This is a genomic window from Marinomonas aquiplantarum (assembly GCF_003314975.1).
Classification (GTDB): domain Bacteria; phylum Pseudomonadota; class Gammaproteobacteria; order Pseudomonadales; family Marinomonadaceae; genus Marinomonas; species Marinomonas aquiplantarum.
This window is the reverse complement of sequence record NZ_QNRF01000016.1, coordinates 29,456-49,082: the sequence shown is the minus strand read 5'-3', so window position 1 is coordinate 49,082 and position 19,627 is coordinate 29,456. Positions and strand designations below refer to the sequence as shown.

Below are 19,627 nucleotides of genomic sequence, written 5' to 3'. Positions count from 1 at the left end.
GTTCCTTCCCCTTATGTCTTCAAGGGGAAGGTTAGGATGGGGTTAGTCCAGCAACCTCTATCCAATCAGATTAACTGCAAGACTCGGTTATTTTGTTAGCCTAGCCCGTTTTGTTCTTTTACCCAATCAAATACTGTACTAGTCACATGCATAAGTCAGATGGGCTTAAGCTATCCGATATGATATTTTGTCGACAAACCAAGCCTCTTGTCCCTTCCCCTTATGTCTTCAAGGGGAAGGTTAGGATGGGGTTAGTCCAGCAACCTCTATACAATAAGTTACCCGATAGAATGTTGCTCAATGATTGGAGGATATGGCTCGGTTTATTGAGTTTCTACTCGCTACAGATCTACCCCCTTCGAAACCCCTTCCCCCTATATTCTTGCTAAACTTAGGTTATTCACTTTCATTGGTTGATCACGGAAGTGTCTGATTTTAATATCATTGTTCTTTGACGAAATTGAATGGGTTACGGCAAATGGTTTTGTTCTTTCCGGCGCAGCAAGATTTGGACTGTATTAGTCAGCAAGGTCAGATTCTTGGCAAGATTAAATTTGATGGTGTGAAGGAAGAATATACATTTCATCCCGATAATGCCTCTGTATCTCTCACTGAGCCGGAAAGGCTAAGTATTGCACAACGACTGTCCATACTTTGTTCTGGTGCAAGTTCGATTCCTATGCAGGATGATGATTGATTTTTTATTGGCTTGCTCAGCGTAAGGTTGATGCTTGAGGCGTTTTATGTCCCCGGAAATATTTGTTAAGCGCAGTTTGTCAGCTGAGTCGGTTGTGCGTGTTGAGGTTATTCAATCCCTGTGGAGTGGTTATGGTGAGATTGTGCGCTACCGAGTGTCAGGGGCGCAGGATAATCTCACTTCAGTGATTGTCAAATCGATTCGACTTGATGAAGTCATGGCACATCCGCGAGGTTGGCAGTCAGACTTGTCCCATCAGCGAAAACAAAGGTCTTATCAGGTGGAGGCAATCTGGTATAGTCATTGGTCGCCTCAGTTATTGGAAGCGGCCCGGGTAGCAAAATGTTATGCAGTGCAAGAATCCGAGACTGAAATCTTGCTGTTACTGGAAGACTTAGATGCATCGGGCTTTGGCCATCGTCATCGTCAGCTGACTTGGTCGTCTTGTTTGCCTGTTCTGGATTGGTTGGCATGCTTTCACAGTGCTTTCGTCAATACCCAAATGACCCACAGTGAAGAAATGGATGATGATAAAGGTCTTTGGGAGCGAGGCAGTTATTGGCATCTGGCAACGCGACCTGACGAGTGGCAGGCTATGGCGGAAGGCGAGTTAAAACGTCAGGCCAGTGTGATTGATCAAATGTTAAGAAAGGCGAATTTTCAAACCTTAATACACGGTGATGCCAAGGTAGCGAATTTTTGTTTTTCGGAGTCAGGGGCAGACGTGGCGGCGGTGGATTTTCAATACACAGGGCAGGGAATTGGCGTGCAAGATGTGGCTTATTTTCTTGGCAGTTGTTTGGATGAGGCCAGTTTGGCAGAACACTTACCCTTTTTGTTAGAACATTATTTTGCTGAGCTAGCGCGCTGCTTAGTCGCACAAGGTGAATCGCCAGATTTTGCCTCCAAGGTTGAAGCCGAATGGCGATCTTTGTTTGATTTTGCGTGGGCCGATTTCCATCGTTTTATTCTGGGTTGGAGCCCGAATCACGCCAAAAACACACCGTTCAGCCAAATGATCACCGAACGGGCATTGGCGTTATTGCGAACTTCGTAAGGCGCGATTGGTCTTTGCGGTGGCTTGCGCTGTTAAAGGGTCATCAGGCCAAGGGTGCTTAGGGTAGCGGCCGCGCATTTCCTTTTTAATCTCAGGGTAAGCGTTTTGCCAAAAGAAAGGCAGATCGTGTGTTACAGCCAAAGGTCTTTGTGCGGGTGACAGCAATTCTAAGGTGAGGTTCTGACCTAATACCTGTGGCGTGTGTGTCATACCAAAAGCTTCTTGCAGTTTAACGCTGAGCTTAGGAGGCGATTGTTGATAATCAATTTTGTGTTGATTGCCAGACGCCACAGCAAGGCGCTCTGGAACAAGCTGTTGGAGACGGCTTTGCTGTTGCCAGTCCAAAGTGTTTAATAGAATACTTTTGAGATCAAGCTTATCCAGTGCATTTTGTGTCGTTACATTCGTTAAGTAAGGCGCGAGCCACGCCTCCAATGTTTGCAATAACTCCTCATCGCTCATGTTTGGCCACTCGGCTTGATTGTCATGTTGAGCGGCAAAGTGAATTCTGGCTCTCAGTTGATCACAGTCTTGATTCCAGGGCAAAACCGCCAACCCTGCTTGTCTAATGTATTGGTTAATGGCAGCGGTGGTCGCATCAGCAGGAAGTTGTGATGACACTTGGCGTTGCACACAAAGTTTGCCTATCCATACTTGCTGCTCACTGATCAAGCGCGCGTCTTTTTTCGACCAGGCAAGATGAGTGACTTCTTTTTTCAGTTCAGGCAAATGTTTATTCAAAGCGGCTAGGTTTAAAGGGTGTGATAAGTAAATTTGATCTTCTTCTCTGCCTTGATGCCCACCAATATCGAGCGCTACCAGATAATCGGATTGCCCATTGCTATCTGTATTATCCAAGCTGGCAAGACGACCATTAGTCAGTTTGTAATGTACTTTTTGATTGGAATTACCTTTAGTGTCACTTTGGCGCTGTGCGATGCGATCAAAAAACGTGGCGGCTAATAGCAAACCTAATGCGTCTTCTTCGCTTAGGTCTTTCGTTCTGGTCGATATTTCAATTGATGCGCTGCGATGGCGCCATTGTTTAATCGATTGTTGATAAAAATGTTTTGGCTTGTGAGCGGTCAGCTTAGTGTCACTCTGCGTAAGCCATTGTAGACGCATGGCAAATTCACTGCCTATGTTGGACATAGGGTCGCCTTCGCTAAGTAACGCACAGGCTTGGCAAGCTAGGTCGCTGTGTCCCCATTGTTTTCCCAAGAGTAGCAGGTGCGCCAAGCGCGGCTCCAAGTTAAGTTGACTCATGTGTTCACCGTGGGCGGTGAGTATTAGCTCCTCTGCTTCAATGGCGTTTAATTGACGTAAGGTATCTAACGATTGTTGAAAATGCCCTTCTGGTGGCGGGGTGATCCAGTCGAGTTCTAACCTGTCTTGAATCCCCCATTGGGCTAGATTTAAGGTTAAGGCGCTGAGTTCCAAACATTCAATTTGTGGTTGTGCTTGTGCAGCCAGTCTATGTTGTTGTTCTTCGCTCCACCAACGGTAACAGACTCCTGTTTGGGTTCGCCCAGCACGGCCTGCACGCTGCACGGTTTCCGCTTGGGTGGCGCGTCGAGTATGCAAACGGGTGGTGGCGGTATTGGCGTCAAATCTGGCTTCACGGCTTAAACCGCTGTCGACCACTACGCGAATGCCTTCAATGGTTAAGCTGGTTTGTGCAATGGCGGTGGCTAAGACGATTTTACGCTCAGATTCATCGGTTGGGGCGATGACTTTTTCCTGCTCCTGTAAGCTTAAGTCTCCATATAAAGGCAAGATAGATAAGTTAGCTTGGCCTTTTAGTTCTTTGTTTAAGCTTTGATGAACTTGACGGATTTCTTTTTGTCCTGGAAGAAATACCAGAATATTGCCGCTTTGTTGTCGATATGCTTGCAAGACTGTGCAGCTGACTTCATCACTGACTTCCGCTATTTTCAGCGCTTTATTGTTATATAGCACCTTTACAGGATAACTGCGTCCAGCACTGCTTAACGTTGAACAACCAAGGCGTTGTTCGAGAAGCTGCGTATCTAAAGTCGCTGACATCACCAGAAGTTTGAGTGGATTGTCATCGCGATAGAGTTCACGGGTCTGTAGACACAAAGCAAAGGCCAGATCGGAATGTAAATTACGTTCATGAAACTCATCGAAAATGACCAGTGAAATATCGCTTAGGGAAGGGTCATCCTGCAACATGCGAGTGAGGACGCCTTCGGTCACCACTAAGACTTGCGTGTCTTGACTTTCTTTGGTGTCGTGACGAATACGATACCCTATTCGTTTGCCCACCGGCTCATTTAGCGTGTCTGCCAATCGTTTCGCCGCGGCTTTCGCGGCCAAACGACGAGGTTCCAACATGATGATTTTACGTCCCTTCAGCCAAGCTTCATTCATTAAAGCAATCGGCACTACTGTGGTTTTACCGGCACCGGGAGCGGCTTCTAAGATGGCTTGATCTTGCTCGGCTAAGGTGTGAAGTAAGTCCGGCAGAATGGCGTGAATGGGTAAAGAAGATGTCATGTTAGAACCTTTGTAATGGTGCCAACATCATAGCGATTTTTACGTTGGTTTTCAGCTAGGGTGCGAAGTCCTCTTCTGAGGATGAGGACGAAAGCTTTGTGTATTAGTATTATTCATTTATGTCTATATTTAATTAATTTTACTCAAGTTGTTGCTCAGGTATAAGATGCGTCCTGTTCTTAGAGTAAAACAAAATGACAATGGATGCTTAATGAGGTCATTAGGCAAAACAACAGGATTCGATCACCATGAGTAAAGACATTATTTTTACGATTAAAAGCGAATGTCTCGATGAGAATTATCATCCTTCTGACAGTACCCGAGTCACGACGAATTTTGCGAATTTAGCAAGAGGTGAGCGCCGCCAAGCGAACTTACGCAACGCCTTAAAGATGGTGAATAATCGCTTTAATGCGTTAGCGCATTGGGATAATCCTAACGGTGATCGTTATGCTGTTGAGTTAGACATTGTCTCGGTTGAGATGGACATTGCCAACAATGGACACGCTTTTCCGGCGATTGAAATATTGAAAACGACCATTTTTGATCATCAAACGAATAAGCGTATCCAGGGGATTGTCGGCAATAATTTTTCCTCTTATGTGCGTGATTATGACTTTAGTATCTGGTTGTTGGAGCACAATCAGAATCAGTCCCAATTTAGCGTTCCGAAGAATTTTGGTGAGCTGCATGGCAAGCTCTTTCAATGCTTTGTGAATTCAAGTGATTACAAGGCGCATTTTAATAAGCCGCCGGTGATTTGCCTGAGTGTGTCGGACAGCAAGGTGTATCGTCAAACGGATAACCTGCATCCTATTTTGGGAACGGAATACTTAGCGAATGAGGCGTCTTTGACGGAGCAGTATTTCAAGAAAATGGGCTTACAGGTACGCTATTTCATGCCGCCAAACACTGTTGCTCCTTTGGCTTTTTATTTCTTTGGTGATCTGCTGAATGACTACACGCATCTTGAGCTGATCAGCACCATTAGCACCATGGAAACTTTCCAGAAAATCTATCGTCCTGAAATTTATAATGCGAATTCGGTGGCTGGAAAATGTTATCAACCGAACCTGAAGAATGCGGATCATTCATTTACGCAGATTGTTTATGACCGAGAAGAGCGAAGTCAATTAGCCAATGAACAAGGCAAGTTTGCGGAAGAGCACTTCATCAAACCTTATCAGGCAGAGCTTTCCCAATGGTTGGCTCAATACGCTCAGTAATCCGGTTTTAAACTTACGTCCACAATACGGCAGTCTTTATTATGAACACAGTCACTAAAAAAATATTACTCCCCACGTCTACCGCTGGTAGCTTACCAAAACCTTCTTGGTTAGCGGAACCTGAGACACTTTGGTCACCTTGGAAATTACAAGATAAGACATTAACTGAGGGCAAACACGATGCCTTGTGTGTGTCTTTACAAGAGCAACAGCAAGCAGGCATTGATATTGTCAGTGATGGCGAGCAAACGCGCCAACATTTTGTCACCACTTTCATAGAGCATCTTAACGGTGTCGATTTTGAAAAACGACAGACGGTTCGAATTCGTGATCGTTACGATGCAAGCGTGCCAACTGTGGTCGGACCGGTGAGCCGTCAAAAGTCGGTTTTTGTAGATGATGCTAAGTTTTTACGTCAGCAAACCAAGCAGCCTATTAAGTGGGCTTTGCCGGGTCCTATGACAATGATCGATACGCTTTATGATGATCATTACAAAAGCCGTGAAAAACTTGCTTGGGAATTTGCCAAAATCCTTAATCAAGAAGCCAAAGAGCTTGAGGCCGCTGGCGTTGATATAATTCAGTTTGATGAGCCTGCATTTAATGTCTTTTTTGATGAGGTTAACGAATGGGGCGTGGCGACATTAGAAAGAGCCATTGAGGGACTGAAATGCGAAACAGCCGTGCATATTTGTTATGGCTATGGCATCAAGGCGAATACAGACTGGAAGAAGACATTAGGGTCAGAGTGGCGACAATACGAAGAAGCTTTCCCTAAGTTGCAAAAATCGAATATCGATATCATCTCATTGGAATGTCATAACTCTCATGTGCCAATGGATTTGCTTGAACTGATTCGTGGCAAAAAAGTCATGGTCGGCGCGATTGATGTGGCAACCGATACCATTGAAACGCCTGAAGACGTTGCGAATACGCTACGAAAAGCCCTTCAGTTTGTGGATGCAGACAAACTTTATCCTTGTACCAACTGTGGCATGGCACCTTTATCTCGACCAGTGGCAAGGGCTAAGTTACAGGCGTTAGGTGCCGGTGCCGACATCGTCCGAAGAGAGCTTTTAAACTCAGACAAATTGGTCTAATAAAGAGGCGGGCTAGCTCTTTAATAAGCTCTGGTGAGGTAGCCCTTTATTCATGGCGATGATCGGATGGGAAATATTTGTTGGTAGTGAGACCGCCCTATGTCTAGGTGCATGTGAAATGCAAAGCCATTATTGAGCATGGTTTGCATGTCCACTTGCGTAATTAGCATGACGTAACTGGTCTCGGTGGCGACCAATTTACAGTCATGCATTACCATACTAGCGCGAAACCATTTCGCGGGATCATTGTGTTTGCTTGGGTAGTGCTTTTCGCCGCATTCGAGTTGCCATTCGCCATCCAGCAAAATCCAATAATCTCCTGCACTTGATGTTGTAGTGATCACACCGCCCTGGTTAACTTGCCATTCCTTTGAGTGATTAATCACCCATTGTTGTTGCGTGGAATCCAGAGCGGTGAAAAATGGCGTATGTCGTAGTAAATGCAGATAGGTTACCGAAGGCCTCATGGTCAACTGTCCCATTGCGTCAGCTTCCATTGGCCTGATACACCCTGTGATGGTCATGAGGGAAGCGCCCATCATGACCATCATTGAGCTTAATTTTTGACAAACCCTCATCAAAGTTAGGCCAACCCGCCGTTAGCGCGAAGTATTTGTCCATTGATCCAACCACTGTCTTGACTGGCTAAGAATGAGACGATTTGAGCAATGTCGTTTGGCTGGCCAAGTCGTTCCAACGGCGGCATTTGGGCAAAGTTTTGAATCATCTCTTGGGTCTTTCCTGCTAAGAATAAGTCGGTGGCGATTGGGCCAGGCGCGACGGCATTGACGGTGATTTGACGGCCTCTTAATTCTTTGGAAAATACTTTAGTAAAGGCTTCAACCGCTGCTTTTGTGCCGTTATAAATGGCGTATCCCGCCATATTTAATGCCAGCGTGGTACTGGACAGATTGATGATTCGACCACCGTTATTGAGCCGCGTTCCAGCTTCTCGAAGAGTGTTGAAAACCCCTTGTGTATTAATCGCGAAATAGCGCTCATACAATTCGTCTGATGTTTCCGTTAAAGGTAAGGTTTTCAGAATACCGGCGTTATTGATTAAGACATCAATGTGACCAAGGCGACTTTCAACCTGATTAAACATGGCGTTTACGTCAGCAGAATGGGCTACATTTGCTTGCACGGAAAACGCCGTTTGCCCTTTAGACGTGAGTTCCTCTACCAGTTTATCTGCGGCTTGTGAGTTAGATGAATAGTTAATAGCGACTGCGAAACCGTCGTCAGCGAGTCGTCGAGCAATACTGGCACCAATGCCTCGAGATGCGCCGGTGATCAGTGCAATGTTTTGATGAGATATCGACATTTTTTTCCCCTCAATAATATGAAACCAAGGAGAGCAAGAATAGTTGCTTTGATTTTAAAGATAATCAGCCTATATTTGATAAGATAATTCCATTTAGTTTAACAATGTTTGCTGTAATCGCTTTTCTATCTCATTTTTGATAACCGACTTTATTAAGCAAGAGTGTCTTATGGATCGCTTTCAAGAAATGCATGTTTTTGTCCGCATTGCCCAGTGTGGAAGCTTTTCACAAGCCGCAGAAGATCTACACATTCCCAGAGCAACCGTATCCAATTTAGTGAAACGCCTTGAGCAGCGGATTGGCGTGCGGTTACTGGAGCGTACGACGCGCCAAGTCAGCATGACGCAAGAGGGCAAGCACTATTATCAACGTTGTTTACGTATTCTGGCCGATTTAGAAGAAGCCGATACCGCGTTTAAAAACACCAAACCACAAGGCTTATTGCGGATTAACTTACAAGGAACATTGGCGAAGCATTTTGTGATGCCAGCCATTGACGAATTTGTTACTCGTTACCCAGATATTACCTTGCACATAGGAGAAGATGATCGCTTGGTCGACTTGGTCAAAGAAGGCATAGACTGTGTCTTACGAGCTGGGCCATTGCAGGATTCGTCACTGGTTGCAAAGCCATTGGCGAACATGGAGCAAGTAACGGTTGCCAGTCCTAAGTATCTGAAAAAATATGGTGTTCCGACTACATTGGCGTCACTTAAGCATCACCGAGCCATAGGTTATCTGTCGTCTGTGACGGGATTGGACACGACCTTAGATTTCACCTTGGGACAGGATATTAAGGCAGTGACGCTGTCATCGATTGTGACCGTTAACGGGGCGGATATGTATACTGGCGCGGCGTTGAGTGGATTAGGCTTGATTCAAGTACCGCGTTATCGCATTGAAGAAGAATTAAAGCGCGGGGAACTCAAGTCAATATTGAGCGAATTTCCTCCCCCTAATATGCCAGTGTCTGTTCTCTACCCACAGAACCAACAGGTGTCATTGCGTGTCAGAGTGTTCATTGATTGGTTAACCGAGCAATTTCACGTTATTTCGACTGGTTCGAGTTGATGTGTTTACGATTTTTCGCGTTTCTCTTTATGAAGGCTATTACGCTGTTTGGGAATGGCGTTCAATCGTGATGTTAAATCGGCTTCTTGCTGCTCTCCTAAAATATCACTGACTCGATTGGCGATGCCTTGATAAGGCTGAGCAAAGGTGGTGAGTTGATAGGCTTGCCATGCGGATTGAGGAATATCGTCAAAGCCAAGAATGCTGATGTCATCAGGAATCGACAGATTGAACTCATGGCGAGCGGTATCCATAAAGCCGCAAGCCACTAAATCGGTAATGCAAAAATAGGCATGGTTTGGTTGATGGTCGGACAATAAGGCTTGGGCGGCTTGTTGACCGTCTTCGTAGTTGGTGTTGTCTCCTCGCCAGATCGTCACCTCAAAACCTTTTGCTTGTGCGGCGCTGATAAAAAATTGCTCACGGGCTAATAAGCTAGGTGTGCCCTTAGTGGAACTCACTAAGGAAAGAGCTTGGCAGCCCGCTTGTTGAAACAGAGTGACGGCCTGTTGCATGGCATCGGCATAGTCGATCTGAATGTGATGAACGTTTTCAATGTCATCATTACAGTTAATCATGATGACTTTCTGACCCGAATCGACGCAGGCTTGAACCAATTCTTGTGGTGGCGTTCCCGACATCACCACACTGGCGGACGCGCGATAGTGCAGAGCGCGGCGCATGGCTTCTTCGGCACTGCTTGGCTCTGAACTGGCATTGATCACCATGACGATGCGTCCGTCTTGTTGCAGTTGCTTGGTGAGAGCGTCTAACAATAGGTTGTGATAAGGCTTGTCTAAGTTGGCGGCCAGTAGGCAAACGGGGCGACTTTGCTCTTTCGAGATACTACGAGCTAGATGATTAACGTGATAATTGAGTTCAGCTGCGGCGGCCAGCACTTTTTCTCGGGTTTTGGCCGAGACACTGGCGCCGTCAGTAAAGGTGCGAGAAACAGCCGAACGTGAGACACCAGCCAAACGCGCGACGTCGGCAGCCGACGTCGCTTTGTTTTTTTCAGGACCTTTGTTTCTTTGCATTTACACTTTCTCTTTGGGCAGATAGGGCTGCAAACGTTTTACTTGTTCTGCGGCCCAATGGGCGGCATCGACCAATACTTGTTTGGGCGCTTCAGGCCATTCTTCTTTAATCAATTGTCTGGCTTCACGTATGTGAGCGATGGCGTCTTCTAGACTTGGATAGGTTTCAGCCTCGTCTAAATGTAGTAAAAGTGCCGTTAACGTCACTGAACGACTGCGTCCACCACGACAGTTGATGAGTATGTTACCAGTTTCTTTCCACGGGTAACTTGGTTTATTTGGTAATTCTTGGTCGATCAAGCTGCGCAATTGATAATAGCCTGCCAGCATCATTGGATGAGGGTTGCCAGGGCCATCGACAATGCCCAGTTTGTAGTAACGCACAGGCGACCAACCAAAGGGTAAGACCTTGCTTAACGGGTCTTGCGTGGTGACCAGATTAATGTCCAGATTGACCGCACAATTGAAAACCGTACCTATACCATGTTGGCTTAATAATTCAGGATCGGAAGCGGCCTGTTTGTTGCCAATATAAAGATCGATGTTACGACCAAGAAAGTTTTTATGAATTAGATGAAGAGGAGCGCGTTTTTCGTCTGCCTCTCGAAAGACTTGTTTAATATCGGTGACAGTTGATTGACTCATGATGGGTCCTTTAGGGCTAAATTCGGAAAGTTAACTTGGCAAACTTGTGTCGCTATAGCGGGTGCGCAAGCGAGCACAGGGCCAGTGTCTAGTAGATCTGCCAAGCTGTTTGGCCAAGTACCGACTTGTCCACCGGCTTCTTCGACCATCAACATGCCTGCAATGCAGTCCCAAGTGTTCATGGAAATTTCCAGATAGGCATCGGTTCGTCCTTCTGCTACCCAGGCTAATCCTAAGCCGCCGGAACCGCCGCGACGAATGCTGACACCTTGTTTGAATAAGTCGTCTTGAGCCGTTAAGTAGGCTTGTGTTGTGGCTCGTTGTGACCAGCCAAGTTCTACATGGGCTTGCGTCATATCTGAAGTAGGTGCCACGCTAATTGGTTGGTTATTTTTGGTGACGCCTTTGCCACGCTGAGCAAAGTACAATTCCTGTGACACGGGTTGTGCAATGGCGGCCAATTGAGCTTGGCCATTGATACAAAAACAAATAATGACGCAGAAATGGGGAATGCCACGAGCAAAGTTCGCGGTGCCATCAATGGGGTCTATGATCCAAGTGGCGTGCCCAGGCGTGCCGCCGCCTTCTTCTCCTATAATGGCATCTTCCGGAAAATGGCGGGATATTTCGTCCCGAATCATGGTTTCGACGGCAAGATCGGTTTCGGTCAAAAAGTCTTGTGGGCCTTTTAAATCATAGGAACCGGCTTCTCGATTTAAGTAGCCTTCCAGCGCACGCGCGGAGGCTTTTTTAATCAAGTTTTTTAGGAAGCTGGCGCGTGATTCAATATCATTTAATGTGTTCAAGGTAATCCTTTAAAAAATGACACAGGCTCAGTCATTGGCCTGTGTCTTACTGATGAGGCTAGATGAACTGGGTTCATCGTGCCTCAAGGTTGTTTACAGTTGGCCTGCACGAGCAAGCGCCCAAAGGTCTTGCCAGTCTTGACGGCTCGCCCAGTCATCTTGCGCTGAGGCTGGGTTGTATTTTATTAGTTGATCTAGGTAGGCCGCTACTCCAGATGGTTCGACAGCAGGGATTTTGTTGTCAATATTGGTTGAGATCTTGCCGTCGATGGCTTGAGGCTTAAAGCCTTCGCCGGTCAACATGTAATGCACAAACAATTTCGCCGCATTTGGGCTGTCCGTGCCTTTGGTGATCATCATGAATTTAGGGTAAAGCATACCGACCATAGGTTTCATTGACGCACAGATGCCAAGTTTCATACCGTTTTTGTTTTCACGGTATTTCGCCGATGACATGATGCCAATGAAGTTTTCCTTGGTGTCGGGTGCGCCAACCGCAGAGGCTACATCGCCATCCGAATTTGTTAGCAACGGCTGATTTTTCGCTAGGGCAACGACAAAGGCAGCGGTGGCGCTATCTAAATTGGTTTTCAGCGGCTTGCCGTAGTGTGCTTGGTAAGCGTCAGCAATGAGCTTGTCATGATGCATGGCAAACTGGTTGAAGAAGTCTGTGTATAGGGATTTGTTAAGTGGGTCTGGCATGGTGACATGGCCTTTCCACTCAGGGTCGGTCAGTGCCCAGATGTTATCAACCGGACAGCTGTCGTTCAGTGCGGTGTTGTAAGACCAAACAACAGGTGAGTTTGATACCACTAATGGATTGCTAAATTGCGCTGGTATCTTACTTTTCATGTCTTCTGGTAAATAGCTGTATGTAAAGCTATTCGATAATAACTGAGCGGAAGCGGCTGGTACATCTGAGATGATTACCACGTCCGATTTGACGTTATTGGCTTTGGTTTCACTCAGTACCATTTTGATGCTGGCACCGGCTTTGATCTTGGTGCCGGTGGTTTCAATGCCGTATTTTTTAGCAAAGGCCTTGGCTTGTTTCTTGATTTTGCCGGTCGAGTCGTAGACAGAAAGCGCAGGTTCTGACTTGGCGGCTTTGACTAAGGCATTAAGGTCGAAATCCTCCGCGAAGGCTGACGTCGAAGCAAGCGTGCCGACTAATAGTAGGCTAGGGATGTTGCGAATCATGAGATGTCCTCAATTTTGGATTGACTAAAATCAGGCGAAACCACATCCGCAGAAGTGCGGTAGGTCGCAGCCTTAGGGGTTAAAGCAAAGGGTTGGCGTTTGCCATCTGCATTGAATAAATGCATAGCGTGACTGGCGACTTTCAAATTGGCTTGATCACCTCGTTGCCAAAGTGGTGGCGTTTGGGTGGTGTGAACCAGATTCAAAGGCGATGTTTCATCTTGATCTACGGTCAGTTCAATGATCCAAGCGCCGCCAGTCGGTAAGATGTCGTTGATTGTGACGGGCACACTGGAGGACGAAGCCTCTCGACTTAACTGTAAACCTTCTGGACGCAAGCCAAGTTGTGTTCCTTCACTGACTGACATTGAAAAGCCGGCTTGATGCATCAGTTGTTGGGCTGGCTTTGTTTCCGCTGAGATCATATTAATCGGCGGATTACCGATGAACTCAGCGACAAAACGATTCGCTGGGCGCTCGTAAATATCATCCGGTGTGCCTATTTGTTGGAGAGTGCCTTTGTTCATCACGGCAATTTGTGTCGCCAATGTCATGGCTTCCCACTGATCATGGGTGACGAAGACAATGGTGGTGCCAAACTCTTGATGTAAACGCGTTAACTCAGCGCGCATGGACAGGCGTAATGACGCATCGAGATTCGATAATGGTTCATCTAACAATAAGATGCCGGGGTTCATAGCCAAGGTTCGGGCTAAGGCAACACGTTGTTGTTGTCCGCCAGAAAGCTGTGCAGGGTAGCGATCTTCCAGCCCTTCGATCTTGAGCATCACGATCATCTCAGCCACTAGCTTTTTACGTTCTTTGGCTGGTAAGCCTTTTAAGCGCAGACCAAACTCAATATTACGGGCGACCGTCATATGAGGCCATAAAGCATAGGATTGGAAAACCAAGCCAATCTGGCGTTTTTCCGCCGGAATGAAGAGACCTTTGGCAACGTTATCGAGCACTCTGCCATCGGCCACAATTTCGCCATCTGACAAGTGTTCTAGACCCGCGATCATGCGCAGAATGGTGGACTTGCCGCAGCCAGAAGGCCCTAGCACACACATAAACGCGCCATCTTGGATTTCCATCGACACCTGATCGACCGCAGGTGGGTGGCCTTGGGTGTAGCATTTCGAAATATTGTTTAAGGTAATATTTGACATAGTATTAGCTCTCCAGACCTTGAGCTAAGCCTGTCCCAGTGAGGCGATTGATGAGTATGGTGCCGAATAGGGCAATCAAGGCAATCATCAAGACGACAGCATTAGCGGCTTGGGTGTAGTTGAAATCAATAAGGCGGATTGAGAACGTCGTGAGTACGTCGGTCGCAGGCACCGCCAGAATAATGAACAGGCTGACGCCTTTAATACCTGAGATGAAAGGCATTAAAACGGCCGTCACTAGGGCATTACGTTGAATGGGTAGGATGATAGAGAACATGCGTCGTAGCCAACCTGCACCGGCGACACGTGCACTGTCTTCGACATCACTACCCAGTTGGGTCATGGCTGAAATCCCTGCGCGACTGGCAAAGGGCATTTGGTCAGCAATGAGGGCAAGGAAAAGGATCATTGGTGTGCCATACAGGGCTGGAATAGGGCCATGTGGTACAGCGAATAAGGTTAAAAAAGCCGCCGCAAAGGCAATCCCTGGTACCAAATAGGGGAAGAAGGTAATTTGACGCAAGGACACGGACACGAACTTCAAAGGCGAGCGCAGCACAATGTAGCCGGTTAACAGTCCTAAAATTCCGGCGCATATTGAGGCACTGCCCACAATGCTGATAGAGCTCCAAGCGGCGTTCCAAAATTCTGATGACAACAGAATGCCGTTGCGTAATGCCACCGTGTCTAGGTTGGTGCCAATCCAATAGTCTAAGGTGAAGTTTGATAATTCGAAGCGACCTGGCAAATGCATCACAGTGGATAATGCTAGTGCGCCCAGTGGTGCAACCACACCAATAAAGACCATGACTAATGCCAGAATGGTCGCAGGCCATTGTAGCCAACCAAGTGACTGACGACGTTCCATCGCTCCTTTGGAACCGATAATGGCAAACCGTCTGGCTTCGCGCATCATCCAAGTATCCAGTGCTAAGGTGGCAATGCCGACCACTAAAATGACGCCGGCAAATACCGCTGCCACACCATTTTGCTGAGTGCCGATGGCGCGGTACAGAGAGGTGGCGAGGGTTTCAAATTGCACTGGTAGACCCAGTACATAAGGCACTGAGAACTCACCGATTGCATCTGCGAAAATTAATAACGCGGAGGACATCAATGCCGGACGCATTAACGGGAAAACAATCGATAGGGCGACTCTTCCTCGGCTGGCTCCCAGCATTTGTCCGGCTTCTTCGAGTTGGCTGTCTAGGCGTCTTAACGCATTGCCCACTAATAAAATAACAAATGGAATGTAGTTGAGCGTCATAATCAGGATGGTTGGAAACGCCCCATAGGACACCCAATCCGGCAGCTGATAGCCCATGGCTTCAGCCCAACCCGGTTGACCACCAATCGTGGCGTTTTTAAACAAGGTGGTCCACGCCAAGGCAAAGGTCCAAGCGGGGAGCATAAAAGGGATAATCAAGGCGGTGGATAACCAACGACGCCCCATAAGGTTCGTTCGTACCAACAGCCACGCCAAAATAGAACCAATGACCATGGAAAGCAGCATAGAGGTAATGGAAACCAATAAGGTATTCCACAAGGGCTTCCAAAAAATAATAGAGGACATTCGTGACGCAAAGACGCGTTCTAGGTAATAGCCAGTCACTTGACCAGCATCGGCGCCAGTGCGCATTTCATCGCCGGTTTGAACGGTAAACACTTCAAACAAGACATTGATGATGGGCGCCGCAATCAACCACGCAAAGATGAATAATAGCCCCAAACCTATTAATAAAGTCGGGTCGCATTTTGCGATCACAAGCCGATGTCGCCACTTTTGTAGTGGCGATAAATGGTTCGTATGGGATATCTCGGTCATGTCATCCTCAGGTTCAAAAAACGATGTTGGAACCTAAGATAGAGGCCTTCTATGTCAGAAAGATGACATTTTGCAACTATGTGCAAAATAATTTAAAAATAGTTTCTAAGAGGCCTATTTGAGCGATACAAGGCGGGATCGTTTAAACAAGAATGCTGTTGAAAGTGAGACGAGAGGAAATGGGAAGTGTTCGTTTGGAAGAGGTTTGATTCGCTTGTCAGCGAAGCTTCACTTTAGGCTGTGCAATGCCAATGTCCGTTTTACAGGTGGCAATACAGGGCAGAAAATAGCCTTCTGTTTGCTCTTTGGTGGTGAGACCTCGTGGTGTTTTCGTGCCATAGTCTATCTCACCTGTTAACAGTTTGGTTAAGCAAACACCGCAGACACCGTTCTCACAGGCGTGTTTAATGGGGACTTGTTGAGCCAATAAAGTGGTGAGAACAGTCGCTTCTGAAGCACACTCTATCCAACGAGGAGGATGCAAAAAGCTGAGCTGAATGTGTTTCATCTGGGGCAAGATGCTTTTCCTTCTGTTAATCTTCTATTAACTTTAACATGATAAGAATACAGCGGTGCCGTGAGGCGATTGTGCATCGAATAATAATGACAACGGATCCTAATCAATACAATGACAGAGCCAAGTAAAAAAACCTTATTGGTGGTTGATGATGACCAAGATATTCGTCAGCTATTGTGTGATGCGTTATCACAAAAAGGCTATCAAGTGAGAGAAGCGGAAGATGGCCGTCAAATGTGGGCGCACTTAGAAGCGGAAGCCGTGGATCTGGTGTTAATGGACTTGTACTTGAAAGAAGAAGATGGCCTGAGTTTAGCGCGTGAGATTCGTGAGCGTTTTGTCATGCCCATCATGATGCTCACTGGGAAGGGCGATGAAACGGATCGGATTTTGGGGTTAGAGCTTGCCGCCGATGATTACATGATGAAACCCTTTAATTTGCGTGAGTTGACCGCTCGTATTCATGCGTTATTGCGTCGTTCTTTTCAAGCGCCGCCCGCTGATGTTCATGCGGTGAATCAGGATCACGAATGTTTGCGTTTTGGTTCATGGGTATTGGACCTCACTGCGCGTTTGCTACAAGATCAAGAGGGGAAATTGGTCACTTTGACGTTGGGGGAGTTTTCTTTACTGGAAGTGCTGGCACGTCATCCAGATCGGATTTTCACTCGTGAGCAACTGATTGAACAAAGTCGTGGATTAGAAACGGAAGTGTTTGATCGTACTGTCGATGTCTTGATTTTGCGCCTCAGACGTAAAATCGAATCCAATCCGAAAACCCCTGAATTCATTAAAACACAACGTGGCCTTGGGTATTTCTTTCAAGGCCCAGTGCGAGCTAGCTGATGCGCTTTGTCAGCATCCGCCAAAAAGCCTCTTTGTCTATGTTGGCCATCAGTGTGGTGGCCTTTTTCATGATTGGCATCGGTTGGCAATCCATGCGGGTCAGTGAAGCCACTTTATCTGAGTTTGAATCTGAAACGCTTCCCGAAATAAGTACCTCGCTAACCCTAGCGGAAGGTGTGGCTCAGTTAGCGGCAATTGCACCTTATACTGCAGGATCAGGTCGGCCATTCCAGTTACAAACGGAATCTGAGCGCATTCACCGTCGTATTATTGAGTTACGTGGCGTTGCCGACAGCTTGATGGATTCCGAATTTCAGGTAGACATAGATAAGCGTTTGGATGATTTGCAAGCGACCTTAGAAGAGTTGGTTGCTTTGGTCCGAGAAGAGCTCTACATACGAGAAGACGGTTTAGCGCAACAATTTCGTATACGTCAGTTATTGCCTTCGACAAACACGGTCGATATTTCCAATCAACAAGGCCTAGCTTGGTTGTTGCAGTTGTTAGAAGCGCCGAGCTTGTTACCCGAGCGCATTGCAAATACTTTGAAATTGTCTCAGCAAGGGGCCGATGTGAACAGCATCGCAGAGGATTTGTTGCAGGCTCATCAACGCTTAAATGACATCGAAGAAAGGAAAAATTATTTGCTCATTGCCATTCGGGCGAAGTCTGAACAATTGAGTCAGCAGGTGAGTGACTTTGTGGGTGGTTTACAGAAAAAAGTGAGTCGCCAGCGTCAGGATGTGTCGTCTTTTGTGGCCACAGGCCAAAATTGGATTATCGGTATTTCATTGTTTTTATTGTTAGGTCTGGCACGACTTTATTGGTACAGCCAGCGGATGACCAAAGACTTAGGGGTGGTCACCGACAATATGGAACAATTATCTTTGGGAAAAGTGGATTCTAAGCGAGCCTTGATTCGCCGGAATGATGAAATTGGTACCTTGGCAGATACCTTTGATGTGTTTCGCCAAGATGCCTTGCGACGCATTGAAGTGACGGCCGAGTTATCAGAGCAGAAGCATTTGCTGGAAACCATTTTTGACAATATGAATGATGGTTTGAGTGTATTTTCAGCCAAAGGTCAGCTGGTGGCTTGGAACCTAGGCTATCAAAAGCTATTTGATTTATCTGATGACGATTTACACATTGGTATGCCGATCAATGAAGTGCAAAACCTGATTAATCGCGGGGAGCATAAAAACCTTAATTTAGAAAACCAGCAAGTGCATATGGATGAAGTGAACCAGTCTCGTCATCTCAAAGTGCAAAGTTTTGAGCGCCACTTCGACTCTGGCAAGATCATTGAATTTCGCTCTAAGCCTATGCCGGAAGGTGGCTTTGTGACTTTGTATACGGATTTAACAGAGCGAAAAAGTGTGGAAAGCCAGTTAAGACAGGCTCAGAAGATGGAAATGCTTGGTCAATTAACCGGTGGCGTTGCCCATGATTTTAACAATCTTCTGGCGGCGATTATGGGCAATTTGCAAATGCTGTCAGATTCTCAACCACAGTCGGCGAATCAGGCAAGATACATAGACAGAGCCTTAGTTGTGGCGGAAAAAAGCAGTAATTTGGTTCAGAGGTTATTGGCATTTAGCCGTCGTCAGCAACTCTTTCCTGTGTCGATTGCTGTCGATGACTTGATTGAAGGCATGTTGGATCTGGTTGAGTACAGTGTTGGGTCTCATATTCAGGTCAACAGTGAATTGCAATGTCCTAATGTGTTTAGCTTGATTGACCCATCTCAACTTGAAAATGCGCTATTAAATCTGGCTTTAAACAGCGCCAGTGCTATGCCGGATGGTGGACGTTTGTCCTTTTCGACCAAAACATGCACTTTGCCAGATAGCGATACGCCTGCTATTCGTATTCGTGTAGAAGACTCGGGCGAGGGCATTTCAGACGAGGTCATTGGGCGTATCTTTGAACCCTTTTTTACTACTAAGCCAGTGGGCAAGGGCAGTGGCTTAGGCTTGAGTATGATCTACGGTTTCGTGAAGCAAAGTGGTGGTGAAATCAAAGTCACCTCGGAACCCGGAAAGTGGACGCGCGTGTGTTTGTTTTTGCCGCAACAATTACGACCTGTGGCGATGGCGGATCAAACCTCAGAGCAGCAGGTGGCACGCATACATCTACTGGAACAGAGTTTAGTCTGGTTGGTGGAAGACGATGAAGAAGTGTGCCGAGTGATGCGCGAACAATTGGAACAAATGGGACTTATCGTGCAAACGTTTGATTGCGCTGAAAGCGTACTAAGGGCGCTACAGAAAGCGATTTTACCTGAGGCCATTGTGTCGGACGTAAACTTATCTGGCGCGATGAATGGCGTTGCGTTAGCACACCACATCAAAGAGCAAGAGCACGCTTTCCAAGGGGATATTTTATTAATGTCTGGCTTGCCAAAAGATGAGTTAGAACAAAAATATCATCTAAAAAGTAATGATTTGTTTATTTCAAAGCCTTTTACAATCAAACAGTTAGAGAGAATTTTCCAGATCAGTCACTGAAATATTACAAATATTACAATAAAAAATGGAAATTGAAATTATTCGTTAGTTTTTACACTTCATATTATTGGCAAGG

General features: G+C 46.5%; 17 protein-coding genes. 7 read left to right on the top strand and 10 right to left on the bottom strand.

Going from position 1 to position 19,627, the window contains the following annotated elements; all coding sequences use genetic code 11:
- Window positions 1-478: 478 nt before the first annotated feature.
- The gene (locus DFP76_RS17520) at window positions 479-697 is read left to right on the top strand and encodes a hypothetical protein (protein WP_113875854.1); all 219 of its coding nucleotides are present in this window, start codon (window positions 479-481) and stop codon (window positions 695-697) included.
- A gap of 46 nt (window positions 698-743) precedes the next feature.
- On the top strand, window positions 744-1,754 hold the full coding sequence (locus DFP76_RS17515; protein WP_113875853.1) for a phosphotransferase: 1,011 nt from the start codon (window positions 744-746) through the stop codon (window positions 1,752-1,754).
- On the opposite strand, the gene hrpB is transcribed toward DFP76_RS17515, so the two are convergent.
- Window positions 1,737-4,274, bottom strand: a complete 2,538-nt coding sequence (gene hrpB / locus DFP76_RS17510) for an ATP-dependent helicase HrpB (RefSeq protein WP_113875852.1) — start codon at window positions 4,272-4,274, stop codon at window positions 1,737-1,739. The genes DFP76_RS17515 and hrpB overlap by 18 nt on opposite strands.
- 248 nt (window positions 4,275-4,522) lie before the next feature.
- Between hrpB and DFP76_RS17505 the strand changes: the two genes are divergently transcribed.
- Complete coding sequence (locus DFP76_RS17505) at window positions 4,523-5,500, top strand: DUF1852 domain-containing protein (protein ID WP_113875851.1); 978 nt, start codon at window positions 4,523-4,525, stop codon at window positions 5,498-5,500.
- Window positions 5,501-5,541: 41 nt separating this feature from the next.
- On the top strand, window positions 5,542-6,600 hold the full coding sequence (locus DFP76_RS17500) for a methionine synthase (RefSeq protein WP_113875850.1): 1,059 nt from the start codon (window positions 5,542-5,544) through the stop codon (window positions 6,598-6,600).
- A 50-nt stretch (window positions 6,601-6,650) separates the two neighbouring features.
- Here the strand turns inward: DFP76_RS17500 and DFP76_RS17495 are convergent, their stop codons facing one another.
- Both DFP76_RS17495 and DFP76_RS17490 read right to left on the bottom strand, forming a co-directional pair.
- Window positions 6,651-7,097 (bottom strand): hypothetical protein, encoded by a 447-nt coding sequence (locus DFP76_RS17495; RefSeq protein WP_220151007.1) that lies wholly within the window; start codon window positions 7,095-7,097, stop codon window positions 6,651-6,653.
- A gap of 86 nt (window positions 7,098-7,183) precedes the next feature.
- Window positions 7,184-7,924 carry an SDR family oxidoreductase gene (locus tag DFP76_RS17490; RefSeq protein ID WP_113875849.1) on the bottom strand — a complete coding sequence of 247 codons (741 nt, stop codon included), beginning with the start codon at window positions 7,922-7,924 and terminating at the stop codon, window positions 7,184-7,186.
- Window positions 7,925-8,093: 169 nt separating this feature from the next.
- Here DFP76_RS17490 and DFP76_RS17485 point away from each other — a divergent pair, with 169 nt between their 5' ends.
- The gene (locus DFP76_RS17485; protein WP_113875848.1) at window positions 8,094-8,996 is read left to right on the top strand and encodes a LysR family transcriptional regulator; all 903 of its coding nucleotides are present in this window, start codon (window positions 8,094-8,096) and stop codon (window positions 8,994-8,996) included.
- Between the two features lie 5 nt (window positions 8,997-9,001).
- Here DFP76_RS17485 and DFP76_RS17480 read toward each other — a convergent pair whose 3' ends face one another.
- The 7 genes from DFP76_RS17480 to DFP76_RS17450 form a co-directional block, all read right to left on the bottom strand.
- On the bottom strand, window positions 9,002-10,033 hold the full coding sequence (locus DFP76_RS17480; protein WP_113875847.1) for a LacI family DNA-binding transcriptional regulator: 1,032 nt from the start codon (window positions 10,031-10,033) through the stop codon (window positions 9,002-9,004).
- Window positions 10,034-10,678 carry a dual specificity protein phosphatase family protein gene (locus tag DFP76_RS17475; RefSeq protein ID WP_113875846.1) on the bottom strand — a complete coding sequence of 215 codons (645 nt, stop codon included), beginning with the start codon at window positions 10,676-10,678 and terminating at the stop codon, window positions 10,034-10,036.
- Window positions 10,675-11,484 (bottom strand): inositol monophosphatase family protein, encoded by an 810-nt coding sequence (locus tag DFP76_RS17470; RefSeq protein ID WP_113875845.1) that lies wholly within the window; start codon window positions 11,482-11,484, stop codon window positions 10,675-10,677. Before DFP76_RS17470 ends, DFP76_RS17475 begins: the two co-directional genes overlap by 4 nt.
- A gap of 93 nt (window positions 11,485-11,577) precedes the next feature.
- A complete protein-coding gene (locus DFP76_RS17465; protein WP_113875844.1) occupies window positions 11,578-12,684 on the bottom strand; it encodes an ABC transporter substrate-binding protein in 1,107 nt (368 codons plus the stop codon).
- Window positions 12,681-13,853 carry an ABC transporter ATP-binding protein gene (locus tag DFP76_RS17460; RefSeq protein WP_113875843.1) on the bottom strand — a complete coding sequence of 391 codons (1,173 nt, stop codon included), beginning with the start codon at window positions 13,851-13,853 and terminating at the stop codon, window positions 12,681-12,683. The genes DFP76_RS17465 and DFP76_RS17460 overlap by 4 nt, the downstream gene beginning before the upstream one ends.
- A 4-nt stretch (window positions 13,854-13,857) precedes the next feature.
- A complete protein-coding gene (locus DFP76_RS17455) occupies window positions 13,858-15,678 on the bottom strand; it encodes an ABC transporter permease (protein ID WP_113875842.1) in 1,821 nt (606 codons plus the stop codon).
- Between the two features lie 217 nt (window positions 15,679-15,895).
- Window positions 15,896-16,186 carry a 2Fe-2S iron-sulfur cluster-binding protein gene (locus tag DFP76_RS17450; RefSeq protein ID WP_245931971.1) on the bottom strand — a complete coding sequence of 97 codons (291 nt, stop codon included), beginning with the start codon at window positions 16,184-16,186 and terminating at the stop codon, window positions 15,896-15,898.
- 120 nt (window positions 16,187-16,306) lie between these two features.
- Here DFP76_RS17450 and DFP76_RS17445 point away from each other — a divergent pair, with 120 nt between their 5' ends.
- Both DFP76_RS17445 and DFP76_RS17440 read left to right on the top strand, forming a co-directional pair.
- Window positions 16,307-17,041 (top strand): response regulator, encoded by a 735-nt coding sequence (locus DFP76_RS17445; protein WP_113875840.1) that lies wholly within the window; start codon window positions 16,307-16,309, stop codon window positions 17,039-17,041.
- Complete coding sequence (locus tag DFP76_RS17440) at window positions 17,041-19,551, top strand: PAS-domain containing protein (protein WP_113875839.1); 2,511 nt, start codon at window positions 17,041-17,043, stop codon at window positions 19,549-19,551. The genes DFP76_RS17445 and DFP76_RS17440 overlap by 1 nt, the downstream gene beginning before the upstream one ends.
- Window positions 19,552-19,627: the final 76 nt, after the last annotated feature.